Source organism: Streptomyces sp. MCA2, from assembly GCF_023544705.1.
Taxonomy (GTDB): domain Bacteria; phylum Actinomycetota; class Actinomycetes; order Streptomycetales; family Streptomycetaceae; genus Streptomyces; species Streptomyces decoyicus.
The window spans coordinates 18,058-33,921 of the sequence record NZ_JAMJFM010000015.1 but is presented as its reverse complement, the minus strand read 5'-3'; the positions used below and the strand labels follow the sequence as shown (position 1 = coordinate 33,921).

At 74.1% G+C, this 15,864-nt stretch carries 11 protein-coding genes; 3 read left to right on the top strand and 8 right to left on the bottom strand.

Annotated elements, in window-relative coordinates; genetic code table 11:
• Positions 1-67: 67 nt before the first annotated feature.
• From fxsT to M8I34_RS14780, 7 genes are all read right to left on the bottom strand, one after another.
• Positions 68-3,103: an FxSxx-COOH system tetratricopeptide repeat protein gene (fxsT, locus tag M8I34_RS14810; protein ID WP_250049956.1), complete on the bottom strand. Its 3,036-nt coding sequence runs from the start codon at positions 3,101-3,103 to the stop codon at positions 68-70.
• Positions 3,104-3,204: 101 nt separating this feature from the next.
• Positions 3,205-4,374: an FxsB family cyclophane-forming radical SAM/SPASM peptide maturase gene (locus M8I34_RS14805; protein WP_250049955.1), complete on the bottom strand. Its 1,170-nt coding sequence runs from the start codon at positions 4,372-4,374 to the stop codon at positions 3,205-3,207.
• Positions 4,375-4,514: 140 nt separating this feature from the next.
• Complete coding sequence (locus M8I34_RS14800) at positions 4,515-4,745, bottom strand: YxD-tail cyclophane-containing RiPP peptide (protein WP_030981805.1); 231 nt, start codon at positions 4,743-4,745, stop codon at positions 4,515-4,517.
• A gap of 104 nt (positions 4,746-4,849) precedes the next feature.
• Positions 4,850-8,215, bottom strand: coding sequence for an SAV_2336 N-terminal domain-related protein (locus M8I34_RS14795; RefSeq protein WP_250049954.1), 3,366 nt, complete (start codon positions 8,213-8,215; stop codon positions 4,850-4,852).
• A 5-nt stretch (positions 8,216-8,220) separates the two neighbouring features.
• Positions 8,221-9,276, bottom strand: coding sequence for a MoxR family ATPase (locus M8I34_RS14790; RefSeq protein ID WP_250049953.1), 1,056 nt, complete (start codon positions 9,274-9,276; stop codon positions 8,221-8,223).
• A gap of 352 nt (positions 9,277-9,628) precedes the next feature.
• The gene (locus M8I34_RS14785) at positions 9,629-12,064 is read right to left on the bottom strand and encodes a trypsin-like peptidase domain-containing protein (protein WP_250049952.1); all 2,436 of its coding nucleotides are present in this window, start codon (positions 12,062-12,064) and stop codon (positions 9,629-9,631) included.
• Positions 12,064-12,492, bottom strand: a complete 429-nt coding sequence (locus M8I34_RS14780; protein WP_250049951.1) for a CU044_2847 family protein — start codon at positions 12,490-12,492, stop codon at positions 12,064-12,066. Before M8I34_RS14780 ends, M8I34_RS14785 begins: the two co-directional genes overlap by 1 nt.
• Positions 12,493-12,645: 153 nt before the next feature.
• Here M8I34_RS14780 and M8I34_RS14775 point away from each other — a divergent pair, with 153 nt between their 5' ends.
• The gene (locus M8I34_RS14775; protein ID WP_030981799.1) at positions 12,646-12,828 is read left to right on the top strand and encodes a DUF6104 family protein; all 183 of its coding nucleotides are present in this window, start codon (positions 12,646-12,648) and stop codon (positions 12,826-12,828) included.
• 174 nt (positions 12,829-13,002) lie between these two features.
• Here the strand turns inward: M8I34_RS14775 and M8I34_RS14770 are convergent, their stop codons facing one another.
• Complete coding sequence (locus tag M8I34_RS14770; protein ID WP_250049950.1) at positions 13,003-13,428, bottom strand: hypothetical protein; 426 nt, start codon at positions 13,426-13,428, stop codon at positions 13,003-13,005.
• 230 nt (positions 13,429-13,658) lie between these two features.
• Between M8I34_RS14770 and M8I34_RS14765 the strand changes: the two genes are divergently transcribed.
• A complete protein-coding gene (locus M8I34_RS14765; protein WP_250049949.1) occupies positions 13,659-14,591 on the top strand; it encodes a DUF4097 family beta strand repeat-containing protein in 933 nt (310 codons plus the stop codon).
• Positions 14,592-14,593: 2 nt separating this feature from the next.
• Positions 14,594-15,751 carry a PadR family transcriptional regulator gene (locus M8I34_RS14760; protein WP_250049948.1) on the top strand — a complete coding sequence of 386 codons (1,158 nt, stop codon included), beginning with the start codon at positions 14,594-14,596 and terminating at the stop codon, positions 15,749-15,751.
• The last annotated feature ends 113 nt before the right edge of the window (positions 15,752-15,864 follow it).

Sequence of the window (15,864 nt, the reverse complement as noted above, 5' to 3'; positions counted from 1 at the left end):
CCAGTAGGGTCCCCTCGCCGCAGTCCTCATCCTGCGGCGACGAGACCCCCATCGTAGTACGGAGCCTTTACACGGGTTGCGGCTCGAAGTCCCAGTAGGGGCGGCGCCGGCGGCGGGCCGAGACCGTATGGGGATGCTCGGCGCCGAGGGTGTCGGTGAGCTGCTGTACGGCCTCCTGCTCCAGCTTCGAGGCGTCCCTGGCACGGCGCAGCGCCCGCAGGTCGTCGGCGAGCGCGGTCTTCGCCGACAGGGTCAGCGGATGTGTGTCGCCCAGTACCTCGGCGGCGCGCTGCATGGTGTCCCGGCCCAGTTCGACGGCGCCTTCCTCGTCGTCGGCGCGGTTGCGGGCCGCGGCGGCGTTCAGCGCACAGCCCAGTGTCCAGGGGTGGTCGGCGCCCACGGCCGTGGTCATCCCTTCGAGCGCCTGTGCCGCCAGGGCCAGCGCCTGTGCGTGCTCGCCGAATTCCGAGCGCACCAGACCCGCGTTGGCGAGCGTCCCCAGGGCGTACGGATGCTTCTCCCCGACCAGCGTGCGGTAGCGCTCGGCGACCTCTTCGGCCAGTTCACGGGCGCGGCCGAGGTCGCCGTGTTCGCGCAGGAACGTGGCGTGGTCCGCCTGCATCATGAAGGTGTCCGGGTGCCGCACGCCCAGCACCCGCTTGCTGCGCTCGACGACATCCGCCATCAGCGCGCCCGCCTGTGCGGTGTCGCCCATGCGGCGCATGCACAGCGCGAGATTGTGCTCGGCGCGCAGGGTCTGCGGGGTGTGCAGGCCCATCACCTGGCGGTGCAGCCGCGCGTTCAGTTCCTGGCGCGAGAGGGCGTCGCGGTACTCGCCGGTCAGCCGCAGCATCCGGGCATAGCCCGTGCCGGTGCCGAGGGTCAGGTGGTGGCGGGCGCGCAGCTCGCGCTCCCGGATCGTGACCACCTCGCGCAGCAGGGCCAGCGCTTCCGGGTAGCGTCCGAGCAGCCCCAGCGCGATGGCGAGGTTGTTGCGTGACGCGACGGTGCGCGGGGCTTCGGGGCCGAGCAGTTCGGTGTAGTGCGCGGCGACCTCTTCGAAAAGGTCGCACGCCCGTTGGTAGGCCCCCAGCGTCATCAGGGTCCCGGCCAGTCCGTCCTTGGCCCGCAGCAGATCCGCGTCGGCCTCGACGCGTCCGGCCTCGCCGTCCCCCGCGCGCTCGGCACGCTCGGACTCCAGCTCGTCCACGATGGCGCTGCCGACCGCCTCCGCCTCGCGGTAACGGCCCAGCCGCCGCAGCATGTTGGCGTGCTGGTGGGTCAGCACCAGCATCGTGCGCTGTGTCGGTGCCAGCCTGGTCTTCCACCGGAACATGAACTGTTCGCACAGCCGCAGCCCCATGCGGTACTCGCCGCGCACCCGGAGGTACTCGACGCAGTTGACGACCAGCCCCTGCACCGACGGGTCCGCGCTGTCCAGCGCACCGGCCGGCTCCAGATGCGGGATGAGCTCGGCGTAGCGGTCCCACTCCCGGGTGTCGAAGGGGTTCTGCGGATCGGCGGAGACCAGCACCCGGCAGGCCGCCGCGGACAGCGCGTCCCGCTCCTCCTCGGTCATGTCGCTGCGCAGGAAGCGGTGGTAGAGCCGGTGCATCTGGGCGGTTTCGACGGCCGGGTCCTGCCCCGAGGAGACCTGGTAGTCCAGGCGTACCGCGGTGGATTCGGTCAGCCGCCGCAGGGCCGTGTTCCAGCTGATCGGCTCGGCCGCGAGATCGGCGAGGTGCTCGGGCAGGTCACCGCGGCGGGCCTTGGCCAGCTTGGGAACGGGGATCGCGTCGGGGGCGAAGAAGGCGAACAGCTTGAGCAGTTCGACGGCGGCGGGGCTGCGCTCGCGCAGGGTGTTGAGGGTTATGGCCCAACTGGTCTGGAAGGCCATCGGGTAGTCGGTGGAGATGCGGATCCCGACCAGGCTCGGCTCGCCCCGGCGGATCAGCTCGATGTACTCCCGCGGCGGCATCGGGTTGGCGTCCAGCCAGGCCGCGGTCTGGGCCAGCAGCAGCGGCAGGTCCTGCACCGCGTCGGAGAGGTCGTCCGCGTCCCTCGACGTCAGCCGCGGGGCCCGCCGCCGCGCGTAGGCGACGCTCTCGATGCGGGTGAAGGGGAGGACCTCGATCTCCTGGGCACTGCCGGAGCCCGACCAGTCGCGGGTGAGGGTGGTGATCAGGACGTGGCCGCGGCCGTCGGGGACCAGGTCCTCGATCTGCTCCATGTCGTCGGCGCTGTCGAAGATCAGCAGCCAGCGGCGGTAGGGGCGGCCGGTACGCAGCGCCTCGTGCACCGCCCGGATCCGGTCGCCGATCTCCTGCCCCACGGGCAGCCCGAGGCGGGAGGCCAGCTCCGCCAGCTGCTCGCGCGCCGCACCTCGGTTCGTGGCGCTGATCCACCACACCACGTCGTAGTCGTTGCCGAACCGGTGGGCGTACTCGGCGGCGATCTGGCTCTTGCCGACGCCGGAGATGCCGTACAGCGCGAGACGGGTCTCCAGGGGCGGACCGGAGTTCCCCCCGGAGCCCGCCAGCTTGCCGTACAGCTCTTCCAGTGCGTCGTCGCGGCCGGTGAAGCGGTTGTTGCGGCGGGGGATGTTCCAGATCTCGGGGGGATCGTTGGGGAAGCGCGGTGCGCCGGGCGCGTCCTCGTTCCCGGCCGGGCCGGTCACCGGGATGCCCAGCCGGTTCAGCACCCGGCGGTTGGCTTCGGTCGCGTCCAGGTCGCGCAGGTCGGCGGGGCGCAACAGGGAGGCCGTGGCGGGCAGGGACTGGGTGGCCACGCTCACCGCCGCGAACCGCTCGGCGTGCGGGGAGACCACCTCGCGCAGTGCGGCCGTCCACTCCTCCTGCGTCTTGGGGCCCAGCCGGAAATACCAGTCGTCCAGCACCATCAGCAGCCGGCCCTCGGCGGTGAGGAGTCCCGACAGCTCCTCGGCCAGGGCGGTGTCCGCCTGCGGATCCCAGCGGAGCATCGTCGTGTGGTGCCCCAGCTGCTCCAGCTGATGGGAGAGCCAGGCCGCCCACGGCCGGGCGAAGCCCGCATAGCTGATCGTGATGTGGTCGGCGGCGCCGGCGGAACTGGACTGATCGGCCATGCGACCGTCTCCCTGCGATGCGGTGGGTCAAGCGTGCTCAGCTGCCTGGCTGGCTGGCACGATAACCCAAGTGTGCCCCGATATGACGACAGTGCGTCAGGTCATCTCGGGAGCCGTGCGGTTGGGTCCAGGGACGCCTTCAGGCGTCGTGCGATGTGCCGGATCAGTCTCTCCAGATCCCCGCAGTACACGGACGGGTTACGGAAACCGCTGCCGGCGTCGCGGTAGCGGTGGGCGTAGTTCCCGCCACCGCAGACCTCCACCAGCGCACAGGAGCGGCACCGGTCGCCGAGCCCGTCCCTGCCCTGTCTGCGGGCGGCCATGCCCGGGTGCGCGAGGGCTTCGTCGAAGCTGTGCCGGAAGACGTCCAGGCCGGTCGCGGCCGCTCCGTCGTAGGCGGACTTGAGCGAGTCCACCTGCTCGATGGCGCCGTCGGTGTCCACCACCAGGGCGACGACGGGTGAGAGTCCGACCGCTTCCGTGGAACTGGGCCGCCCCAGGAGCAGGCCGATGATCTCGGTGAACAGCCGGACCCGCAGCCCCTGTCCCGGACCGTCCCACCAGAGGTCGAACGCGGTGCACAGCCAGTCTCCGTACGGGGTGGAGCTCGCCGCGCCCACGGGGGCCGGGGGCGGGCTGGACCAGTTGGCGTGCGGGAGGAGGAAGTCGAGCATGGGCGGGCCCATCGCCCGCAGGCTCCGGTAGACCTGTGCCGGATCGGCCGTGAGATCGATGGTGCACAGGATGCCCGCGAACGTTCCGGGGTGCCCGGACAGCAGCCGTGCGGCGCGGGAGGCCGCGGGCCAGGAGGACCGGCCCGCGTGATCGGTCCGGCGGCGGTTGAGCCCGGCGGTGCCGCCGTCCAGGCTCAGCCCGATCCGGAACCCCGCGTCGGCCAGCGCCCCGAGCGACGCGGCGGTGAGGAGGGTGCCGTTGGTCTGCACCCCGAAGTGCACCGCGCACTGCACGGGGACCGCCGCCCGGATGGCCTGCGCCTGGTCGAGAAGCGGGCCGGGCCCGGTGAGCAGGGGTTCTCCGCCGTGCAGGTCGATGCGGATCTCACGCAGCCGGTGGGCGCTGACGTGTTCGGCGATGCGCAGGGCGGTCTGGCGTACGGTGCCCGGCGGGGCGGCCCGCGGGCGGTGGCGCCAACTGCGGTCAGGGCTGGTGTAGATGTAGCAGTAGGTGCAGGCGAGGTTGCAGCGGCTGTGCAGCTTCAGGACGAACTGCCGGAAGGGGACCGCGGCGGCCCGGTCGGTCTCGCACACCACGACGTCGCCCCCCGCCTCCGTCGACGTCCGGACACCCGGCCGACGCCCGCTGCTCCATACATGGCTCGCCCCTCGACGAGGCAACCGAAGTCGGTCGACAGCTGGCCGAATTCATTAACCTATTGCCCAAATTCAGTCGTTCAGGACGGGTCGGCGGAAACCCACATGCCCGGCCCGTCGTCGTAGTAGGCCACCGCTTCGCCCGCCGGCACCCAATTGCGCACCAGCAGCGCCGCCACCTCCCGGAGCATCGGATGCCCGGTCCTCTCGGCCAGCGCAGCCACATCGACCCCGTCGAAGACCGGCAGCCGCTCGGCCGACGGCACCGGCGGGTCGGCGACCACCGGTTCGGTGCGGGGGGTAGTCGCCACGCTGCTCTCCTCTGGCCGGCTGGACGTGTGTGTTCCCGAACTCCCGTCCACAGAAACACGTTCCGGTGAGGACTGCCAGGCAGCCGGACGGGGGCGCGGGGCGGTCAGGCGGTGGTTTCGAGGGCGCGCATCCGGGCGCGGGTGCGCTGGGCCTCGTCGCCGGTGTCCTCGGCGGCGCGCTGCCACTGCTCCCAGCTCTCGCGGTAGGCGTGCAGCGCGGAACGGGGGCCCGCGGTGACCTCCAGGACCTCGCCGCGGCGGTGGTGGGCGCGGGCGGCCAGCAGCGGGCTGTCGGCCCGCCGGGCGGCCGCGGCGGCGCGGCGGAAGCAGGCGGCGGCCCGGTCGTGGCGCTCGCGGGAGTCGAAGCGGCGGTCCAACAGCAGCTGGACATCGCCCACTTCGAGCCAGGCCTCGGCCGAGACCGCGTCCGGTACGTCCACACCGCGGGCGGCCAGCTCCAGGATCCAGTCGGCCTCGTGCAGATCGGCGAGCGAGGGCTGGCGTTCGTAGCGCAGCCGCAGGGCACGGCCGAACAGCAGGCGGTGGTTGCCGAGGTCGGGGTCCTGCGGCCCGACCCGGCCCAGTGCCTCGCGCAGGACGTGCACCGCCTCGTTCGCCAGCCGTTTGCCCGGTCCGTCGGCCGGTTCCAGCCGGGCGCGCAGCAGCAGCGCCGCGCCGCGTTCGGCGAGCAGCGAGCTGTGCTCGGGCGAATCGGGGGTGGTCAGACGCAGCGCGGCGGCCAGCGCGGCAATGGCGGCGTCCAGGGCGGTCAGTGCACCGGTACGGGTGTGCACGGCGCGCTGCACGGCGGCCGTACGGCGCAGACTGGCCGCTTCCAGCGCCCGGTCGTCGAGTTCACGGGCCATCGCACGGGCGCGGTCGAGGGTGGGCAGCACGGACGGCAGCCCCGCGCCGCCGTTCAGCTGGCGGGCCGCCGCGAGATCGAGCAGCGTCTCGCAGACCAGCCGGTCGGCGGTGCTGCCGCGGCGGCGCAGCAGGACGGCGGCGGTGTCGAGGTCGTCGGCGGCGCGGACGGCGAGCGCCTCGACGGGGCGCGGCCCTTCGCCCTGGCCGCGGGCGGCCCGGCGGGCCTGGTCGAGCAGGACGCCGCCCCGGGCCGCATAGACCTCGCCGGGCACCTGCTCGCCGCTGGGCCATTGGTCGAGGAGGGTGGTGAGGGAGCGTTCCGCCTCGTCCAGGGGGTCGTCGGCCGCCATGTCGCCGTCCTGCGGAGGGTCGGCGGCGGGCAGGGCGGCCAGTCGGCGCAGGACCTCGGTGCGGAGCACGATGCTCTCCAGGACGCGGGGGTCGAGCAGGCTCATCAGCCCGCAGGCGGCGTGCAGATGGCGGGCGGCGTCGGCGAGCGCGGCGCGCTCCTCGGCGGGTGCGCCGGCGCTGCGGCGTTCCTGGGCGCGGGCGTGGCCGACCCGGCCGAGCACGATCAGCGCCCGGGTGCGCTCGGCCTCCCGGCCGGTGGCGGCCTCCTGGTCGTCGGCGGCGCCCTCGGCCGTGGCCCGTTCCGCGGCGCGTCCCGCGCGCTCCGCCTCCTCCAGGGCGTCCGGCTGGCGCCACTTGGCCCAGGCGTGCAGCAGGGCGCGGGCGAGGTCCGTACCGGCCACGGGCAGTCGTTCGGTGGCGGCGCGCAGCAGCCGGACGGCCTCGATCAGGTCCCGGACGGCGCGGTCCTGTTCGTAGCGCTCCAGGAGGGCCGCGCCCTCCGCGGCGGGGCCGTCGGACACATACGGCTGCCGGGCGGGCGGGCGCAGGGCCGGTTCGAAGCGGCGCAGCACACGTTCCGAGACCCGGGCGAAGGGTTCGGGGACGGCGCGCTGGCCGGTCTCGGGCTCACGGCCGCTGCCGGAGAGCATGGCGACCGCGACGGCCGGGAAGTTGCGGGCGCTGCGGCCGAAGGTGCGCTCGACGTAGAGCGAGCAGTGCTTGAGGACCAGGGCGGCCTCGCCCGCACTGAGCCGGCCGAGGAGTTCGTCGCGCACGCCGGGCACGAAGTCGTACCAGGGCCCGCTCGCCCCGGCCTGCTCGCCCGACGGCCGTTCGTCCGCGGGGAGTTGCGTGACCAGGCCGCTGAGCAGCACCTCGGCCAGCTCGGCCGGGCCGGTCTGCGGCAGCATCGCGCGCTGGACGAGCTGGATGACGGGGAGGGCGAGCGGGACGGCCGAGAGGTGGACGGCGAGCAGCCGGGCGGCCGGGGAGGCCTGCTGGTCGAACTCGCGGACCATACGGGCCGGTGCGGCGGGCCCGGACACCGGCGGCGGTCCGGCCGGATGCCCTTCGCCGTGCTCGGCCCGGACGACGGAGGCCGCGCCGCGCAGCGAGAGACCGGCGTCGGCGGCGGCCAGCCGGGCCCAGGAGCCGAGCGCGGAGGGGGTGGCGGAGAGGACCGGGATGGCGCGTTCGCGGGGCGCTTCGGACGGGGCGCCCGGTGCCCCGGCGGGACGCCGGCGACGGCGGGCCGGCCGGAAGTCGAGGGCCTGGTAGGGGCCCTGGCGGCGGACGAGGGTGCCGGCGACGGCGGGCAGCAGGGTGCGCGCCCACATCCGCTGCGGCAGCGGCTGGACCACGGCGAGCGGGGCGTCGGCCGCCCAGCGGTAGAGCAGCCGCTGCATCCGCCCGTCCCGCCACAGGGGGCCGGCGCAGTCGCTGACGACGAGGGTGAGGTGGTGGCCCGTCGGGTCGTGCAGCTGGTCGGCGGGGCGCAGCGGGCGGCCGGGGCCGGGGGCCGCCGCGACGCCGATGTCCGCACCGTGCGGGTGGAGGTAATGGACCGTCACATCGCGGAAGGCGCCGACCCGTTCACAGACCTGGCGCAGGTCGTGCAGCATCTGCTCCCAGACGGCCATCGAGGACGAGCCGTCCATCAGCAGCCGCAGCGCGGCCGCCCGGCGGTGCACCCCGCGCAGCACCGGGATGATCATTTCGGCGTGGGCGGAGAGCTCGGCGGTGGCGGGCTCGTCGAGTGTGCGCCGGACCGGGGCGACCGGGGGGCGGTAGCGCTGGATGGGCCGCAGCGCGCGCTGGAGCGGCAGCAGCCCGGGGAACGCGGAGGCGATCGGGACGGCGACCTCGCCCAGGCGCTGCCGGTCCGGGTCGGGGAGCCGCTCGTCCCGGGTGGGCAGCAGCTCCGCGACGCGGCGCCGGGCGCTGTCCCGGAGGGCGGACGAGGACGGGTCGGCATCGGAGGGACCGGCGCCGCCGCCCGCCGGCAATGCACCAGCGGGAGCCACGGATACGGCCGATCCCACCCGGAAAGTGGCCGGATCTGTACTGTCGTGACCCTTCGCGCGGAGCGGCCCGGCGTCCGCGGGGCCCTCCGCCCGTGACCCGTCCGGGGTGATCCACTGGGCGAGCCAGAGGGCATCGGCCATCCCGCGGGCATCGGCCGGCAGCCCCGCCGCCGTCAACCGGGCGACGAGTTCGTCGAGGGGGCCTGGGCCGGGCTCCCCGAGGGGCACCGCACTCACCTCGTCCGATCAAGAGGCCGCATCAGCTCCGCCGTCAGACGCCGTCGGGTCTCCTCCTCGTCCTCGTCCGTCCAGCCCGCCTTCTGTGTGAGGTGGATGGCGTTGAACAGCTGGTCGACGGCGCGCACATCGCCGGGCTCACGGTCCAGGAAGCGGTCGATCACCGCTTCGTAGCGCTCGGCGGCCCCCTCGCCGAAGTGGGCCCGCACCATGGCCGCGAGCCGCTCCTTGTCGGGGGCCGGGATGTGCAGGTGGATACAGCGGCGCAACAGGGGTGCCGGGAAGTCGCGCTCGCCGTTGCTGGTGAGGACGATGAAGGGGAAGGCATGGCAGCGCACCCGGCCGTCGCGCACCGTCACCCGCGCGCCGTCGTCGCTGAGCACCTCCACCTCGGGGGCGGATCCGGCCAGCCGCTCCAGCTCCGGAATCCGGAACTCCCCTTCCTCCAGCACGTTCAGGAGGTCGTTGGGCAGATCGATATCGCTTTTGTCGAGCTCGTCGACGAGCAGCACACGGGGCCGGGCCGCGGGCAGCAGGGCCGTACCGAGCGGGCCGAGGCGGATATAGCGGCCGATGCCGCCGCCGGGCTCGTCGGTGGGGTCCGCGTCCGCCGCCGTCGCGCCGTCCGCGGCGGCCGGGTCGGCGCGGGCGATCTGGAGGTCCTGGAGGCGGCCGATGGCGTCGTAGTCGTACAGGCCGTCGCGGAGCGTGCTGCGGCTGACGACCGGCCAGCCGAGCACCCGGCCGAGGCCGAGTTCATAGGCGACCGAATGTGCCAGGGTGCTCTTGCCGCTGCCCGGAGCGCCGGTCACCAGCAGCGGCCGGCGCAGATAGAGGGCGGCATTGACCAGCTCGCGCTCGGTCTCGCCGGGGCGGTGGTGGCTGGCTTCCCGGTGCTGCACGCCGAGCCTGCGCTCGGAGGAGGGGTCGAGGGCGGCCGGCGGCGCCACGAGGGGGCCGCCGTCGAAATCACGCCATGGTGGTGGCGGCGGAAGGTGCTCAATTCCGTCGTGCGGTGCCCCCGCGCCACGGTAGATGAGCCAGTCGCTCACGTCGGAACTCCTCGTCGCCGGCCAGGCCTCGGTCAGGAGCGATGGTCATGGCGGATCGCCGGAGACGTCGGCATCGTCCACCCCGGCCTCCCCCACGTCCGCCACCCACGATCACGCACGTGCGCAATCACGAACTCGTCTTCCACGACGCTATGACAGTACCCAGCCGGACGGAAGCGCACGGGGCGGTTTCCGGTCTCACCCGAGGGCATCACAGGCGGCCAAGTGCCCTGACCGGGGCGCGACTTGCCGCACGAGGGGCGGAAACGGCCGGGGCGGGCACCGGGCGTGTGCGAGGTGTAGGGGGCGTGCGCGGCGCCCGAACCGCTCCGGGGGCGGCTCCCCGGTCCGTTCATCGCGGAGAGAGCTGCGGGCGGTCCGTGAAGAGCGGCGGAATCGGGTCCTCCGGGTCGTCGTAGAGGAGCACCAGATCGCGGGCCCAGTGCGCGCCCTCCTCCGCGGCCTCGGCGGCCTTGGCCCGCAGCTGCCGGACCAGCTCGGGGAGCCGGGCCGCCCCGCCCGAGCCCTGGAGCAGCTCCCGCACCCCGCGGTGGAACTCCTCGCAGCCGGCATCGCAGTCCCGCTCCTCGCCGTGGCCGGCGGCCGGCCACAGCCCGGCCGGGAAGCCGGTGTCCAGGGCGACGCCGACCGCGTCCCGGCCGAACCCGTCGGCGACCGTATGGCACAGCGTGGGCAGCACACCCTCGCCGGCCGTCTCCAGCAGCCGCCAGATCGCCTCCACGGAGCCGGGCCGTGCGCCGTCGCCCGTGCGCGGCGCGAGGCGCAGCGCCTGGAGTTCCCGGGCCGCGGCCAGGCCCTGCCAGCGGCGCAGCCACGCCGGGTCGACCTGCTCGCGCCGTCCCTGGTCGCGCAGGATCACGGCGCGCCCGGGGCCCACCGGCCGCAGCCTGGCGGTGCGCCGGGTCGAGGCCGCGACCTCCCACTGGCCGGCGGCGGTGTGCCAGTGGCCTTCGGGGACGGCGACCTCCAGGCGTACCCGGGCGCCCGGCCCGGCGTCGCTGTCGGCCCGCAGCAGCCGTCCGCCGAGCCGTCGCAGCACCTGCTCCCGCGCCTGCTCGAAGGGCACCCCGCCGGCCGACTCCTGGACGTCCACCCGCAGCCACTGCCCTTGGCCGTAGCCCTCGCTGACCGACCAGTTGAACAGCTCCTGTCCGCCCTCGTCGTAGAACAGCGGCTCGAACTCGACGAGCACGGAGCGCGGGCGGCGCCGTACCGGACCTATCCTGCGGCGGTCCTGCGGCAGCAGCACCACCGCCTTGGCCTGCACGAACTCCGCGAGGCGGGTGGCCTGCCCGCGTACCGCGGCGGCCTGTTCGCCCGGTACGTCGCGCACCTCGTCGGCGGTCAGCTGCGCCACGATCCGCAGGTAGTGCACAAAGGCGCGCAGCTCCGTGTACGGGTCGCTGCCCTGGTAGAGCGCGCCATGGCCGTCCCGCCAGGTGCGCAGCGACCAGGCCCCGGGCCGGTCCCCGCGGTCCAGCACCTCGCCGACCGCGGCCTCCACGACCAGCGGATCGCGCGGTGCGGGCAGGTGGGCGAGCAGGTCCAGCGCCTGGAGCCGCTCCTGTACGCCCCACAGGCGGCCACGGCCCGCCATGATCGCGTGCTGGGCGTCGAACCAGGTGGGCCCGACGGCACGGCCGAGGTCCTGACCGGCCCAGTGCCAGCGGTCGTGCAGGCTCATCAGCGCGTGATACGGGTCGGGGCCGAGGCCCTCGGCGCCCGGGACCAGGTGTTCGGGGCCCAGCCCGCGCAGCGCGGCGACCGGCACCGCGAGCCCGACGTGGTCCTGTTGATGGCGGCCCTTGACGATGCCGACCACCTCGCCGCGGTCACAGTCGATCAGCGGCCCGCCCGAGGCGCCGGGCATGACCCGGACATCGCTGCCGAACTGAAGCCCCCGGGCGTCGCGGGCCCCGAAGCGGACCGCGATGAAGGTGTCGACGGGGGTGAGGGGAGCGCGCGGGGCGGCGGGCGCGCCGTGCACACCGCGCCCGTCGCGCGACTCGCGCACACCACGACCGCCGTCGGGCCCGTGCAGGCCCTGCTCGCCGTCCGAGCCGCTCCGGCCGGGCCCGCCGTCCGCCTCAGGGGCACCGCGGCCCTCGCCCGCCCCGTGGCCGCGGCGTCCGTCGCGTGGCTTTCCTGCGCCGCCTGCGCCACCCGTGTCACCTGTGTCGCCTGTGTCACATGCGTCACGCATGGCGCGTTCCCGGGACCGACCCGCGGCCGCGCCCTCGTCCGCACCACCGCCCCGGCGGCCCCGCCCGGCACCGTCCGCATCCTCGCGCCCTTCCTCGCTCCCGCCCGCGCCCGCGCCCCCGCCGGCCTGCTCGTGCCCGCGGAAGATGTACGCGTCCTCCAGGAGCGTGGCCGGCTGATCGCTGAGCCAGGCGCAGGGGTGGTCGGTCTCCGGGTCGAGCAGCCGGACCAGGGCGAGGTCGGCGCGGGCGGCGGCGGGGCCGGCTTCCGGGGCGGGGCGGCTCAGGTCGTACGCCAGCCGCGCGGGCACCACCCGGCCGCCGAACACGACCCCGAAGACGCCGTCCGGGCCGGTGTCGCGGCGTCGCCCATCGCTCGCCGCCAGCACATGGGCGCAGGTCAGCACCCATCCCGGGGCGATCAGCACCCCGCTGCCCCAGGACCGGGTGGCGGTCGCGCCCGGTGCGGCGCGCAGTCCGACGGTGGTGCGTCCGGCGTGGTCGAGGAGCTGTGCGTAGTGGGCGCGGTCACCGCGGACGGCGGACCGGCCCTCGGATGTCGTCATCAGCGGCTCGCATCATCCGGCTCCCGGCGGACGGCCGCGGGTCCCCCGTGCGCCTCCTCCGGTGACGACGTCCCGTCCTCGCGGCGCCAGGTGAGCGTGATGGAGAGGTTGGCCTTGGCCTCGCCGTCCGCGAGCAGGGCGACGGCCTTGCCCGGCTTGGCCGAGAGCTCCACGCCGAAGGTCACGCTCGTCTCGTGCGGGGCGACCCGCTCGGTCGCCCGGCGGACGCTGGCGGCGACCCCGCCGATCACCTCGCGGAGCCCCTCGACCCGGGCGCCGAGCGCGTCCCAGGCGCCGACGTCCTCGAATTCGCCGTCGGTCCCGTCCATGTCGTCCGGGCCGTCGAGCCCCGGGGCGTCGAGCCGGGAGACCCGGGCCCAGACTTCCGTACCGTCCGGCAGCTCGATCCGCTGCGCGCGATCTTGCATCACGGCCTCCTGCTCCCCGTGGGCGGCAATTCCCCCATTGCCGCAGGACCGTTGACAGGTGATCAGGCTAGCCTTCGGGCGCCTGTGGCGCGAGAGGTCCGTGAGCCTGCCTATCCTGGCCGGGAATAGCCCATGACCCCTGGTGGAGAGCGCGTGTATTTCACTGACCGTGGCATCGAGGAACTGGAGAACCGACGCGGCGAGGAGGAGGTCACCCTCGGGTGGGTGGCCGAGCAGCTGCGTACGTTCGTCGATCTGAACCCGGACTTCGAGGTGCCGGTGGAGCGGCTGGCCACCTGGCTGGCCCGGCTGGACGACGAGGACGAGGACGAGTAGCGGGCCGGGCCTGCCCCGGCGTACGGCGGGGCGGGTGCCGGCACGGGCCCCGGCCCCGGGCGGCAGGTGCCGCACGGTCCGTGCGGTCCGCACGGACCGTGCGGCGTTCCCGGAGCGGGAACGGCCCGCCGCGCGGGCGGCGGACCGTTCACGAAGGGACCTGGATCAGGCGTATCAGGAGTAGTGGAGCGCGATGCGCAGCCGCGCCTTCACGTTGCGTTCGGCGTCGGCCGCCGCGCGCCCGGCCCGCGAGTCGTGCTCGACGTAGGCCCGCTTGTTGTAGTGCTCAGCCGCCTGCGCTCCATCCTGGGCACCGTCGAGCGAGCGCCGGATCTCCGCCGCGTGCCGCGCGCGCCGGCAGGCCGCCTTCGCCTGGTCGGCGTACTTCTGGGTCGCCTTGTTGTGGCCGATGGCCTTCTTGTAGCTGTGGCGGTTGTCGGCCGACAGCGCCTTGTTGTTCGACGAGTTCGCCTTGACCACCAGGCGGTGACAGGCGGAGGCCGCGGAAGCGGTGGCGGGCGCGGCGTGTGCCGACGCGACCGGCCCGGCCACTGCGGCACCGAGCACCAGAACCGAGAGCAACCCCGTTGTCTTACGCATGTGTTCGACTCCTTCATGGCATGCGCCACGACGTCAACTGACACCGCTGAAGACTGCGCCACGGCACCGGACGGTTCCCCCTTTTCGCGCCCGAGACGACCGAGGACGCAAGGAACGGCGCACCCCGGACACACTCCCCCGAACGAGGCACTTGACTTCACTCATCCGCGATATATCGTGTCTGAAAGAGACGCGATATGTTGCGTTGCAGCAAGGCAGGGGAGGCAGGCATGTCAGCCGGGACCGAGTGGTCGCACCAACCGACGCAGGTGACCTCACCACGCACTCTGGAGGTCACCGAACCCGTCGACGCCGTGAACGTGCGCGTGGTCAACGGCACCGTCAACGTCGTCGGCACCACGGACGGCGGCCCGGCCCGCCTGGAGATCAGCGAGCTGCACGGCCCGCCGCTGACCGTCTCGTGCACCGACGGCACACTCTCGATCGCCTATGAGGACCTCCCCTGGAAGGGCTTCTTGAAGCTCCTCGACCGCAAGGGGTGGAACCGCAGCGCGGTGGTGTCGGTGACGGTGCCGGCCGGCACCCGGGTCGAGGTCGGCGTGGTCGGGGCCGGCGCGGTGGTCTCCGGCATCTCGGGGCGTACGGACGTCCGCGGCGTCTCCGGTGACAGCACGCTCGTCGGGCTGACCGGCGGGGTGCGGGCCGACACCGTTTCCGGCAATGTCGAGGTGCAGTCGGTCAGCGGCGATCTGCGCTTCCACTCCGTCTCGGGGGATCTGACGGTCATCGACGGTGCGGGCGGCGCGGTGCGCGCCGACTCCGTCAGCGGCGACATGGTTCTCGATCTGGACCCCGCGAAGGGCGCCGACATCACCTTGACGACGGTCTCCGGGGAGGTCGCCATCCGGCTGCCCGATCCGGCGGACGCCACGGTCGACGCCAATACCGCGAGCGGCACGGTCTCCAACGCCTTCGATGATCTGCGGGTCAGCGGCCAGTGGGGCGCGAAGAAGATCACCGGCTCATTGGGCGCGGGCACCGGCAGACTCAAGGTCACCACCGTTTCCGGCGCTCTGGCCCTGCTGCGCCGCCCCTCCTTCGGGGACGAGGACGGTCGGCACGGCGCCCCCGGCGGCGGCCCGGCCCCCGGTCCGCACGAGGACTCCCCCACCGACCCGCCCGCCGAGAAGAAGGTGCTCTGAGCATGCCCCCCGTCTTCGCCCATGGCCGCCTGCGTCTCTACCTCCTCAAGCTGCTGGACGAGGCCCCGCGGCACGGCTACGAGATCATCCGCCTCCTGGAGGAACGCTTCCAGGGCCTCTACGCCCCCTCCGCCGGCACGGTCTACCCCCGGCTGGCCAAGCTGGAGGCCGAGGGCCTGGTGACCCATGCGACCGAGGGCGGCCGCAAGGTCTACTCGATCACCGATGCCGGACGGGCCGAACTCGCCGACCGTGGCGGCGAGTTGGCGGACCTGGAACTGGAGATCCGGGAGTCGGTCGCCGCGCTCGCCTCCGACATCCGGGAAGACGTGAGCGGTTCGGCGCGGGACCTGCGCCGCGAGATCCGGGAGGCCGCCCAGCAGGCCCGCAAGGACGCGCGAGGAAGCGGGAAGACCGGGCGGAACGGCGACGGGACGACGGACGCCCAGGACGACGCGGCCGGGCGGCCCTTCCCGGAGGCCTCCGACTACTTCGACGCCGCGTTCGGCGACAAGGAGTCCTGGCGGCAGACGAAGGAGGAGTTCCGGCGCGCCAAGGAGGAGTGGAAGGAGCAGGCCCGGCGGGCCAAGGAGGAGAGCCGGCGCGCCCGGCAGGACGCCCAGCGGGCCCGTAAGCAGGCCAGGGACGCCCAGGTGTTCGCGCGCGAGGAGGTCCAGCGGGTCATCAAGCGCGTACAGGAGCAGACCCAGGGGGCGGTGCGGTCGGGCGACTGGTCGGGCGCGGTGCGCGAGGCACTGTCCGAGGTGTCCCGCGAGGTCGGCCGCTTCACCGGCGGCCAGTCCGGCGCCGGGCACGGCGGCGCACCGGACGGGGCCGGGCGCGGCGGCGCGGAGAACGGGACCCGGGTGACGGTCGAGCGCGTCGACCTGGCCGAGGAGGGCGCCGAGGAGGGCCCGGCAGCCGGGGCTCCGCCGGCCCCGGAGTGGGCGCGGGAACCGGCCGGCGACAACCCGGCCCGCGACTTCGACCGGCTGCTGGATCGTTTCCGCGACGATCTGCGGGACGCGGCACGTGACCACGGCGTCACCGCCGAGCAGCTGAAGGAGTCCCGCCGCCGGCTGTCGACGGCCGCCGCCCATATCGGCGCACTGCTGCGTCATCCGGAGCAGTACGCGTCCTCCACGGACCGGGACGACTGAGCGGCCGCGTCCCCCGCGGACCGGGACGAACTGAGCAGTACGCGTCCCCGCGGACAAGGGCGAACTGAGCGATCCGGGGCCGTGCCGGGGTGGGGCGAACCGAGCGGTCCGGG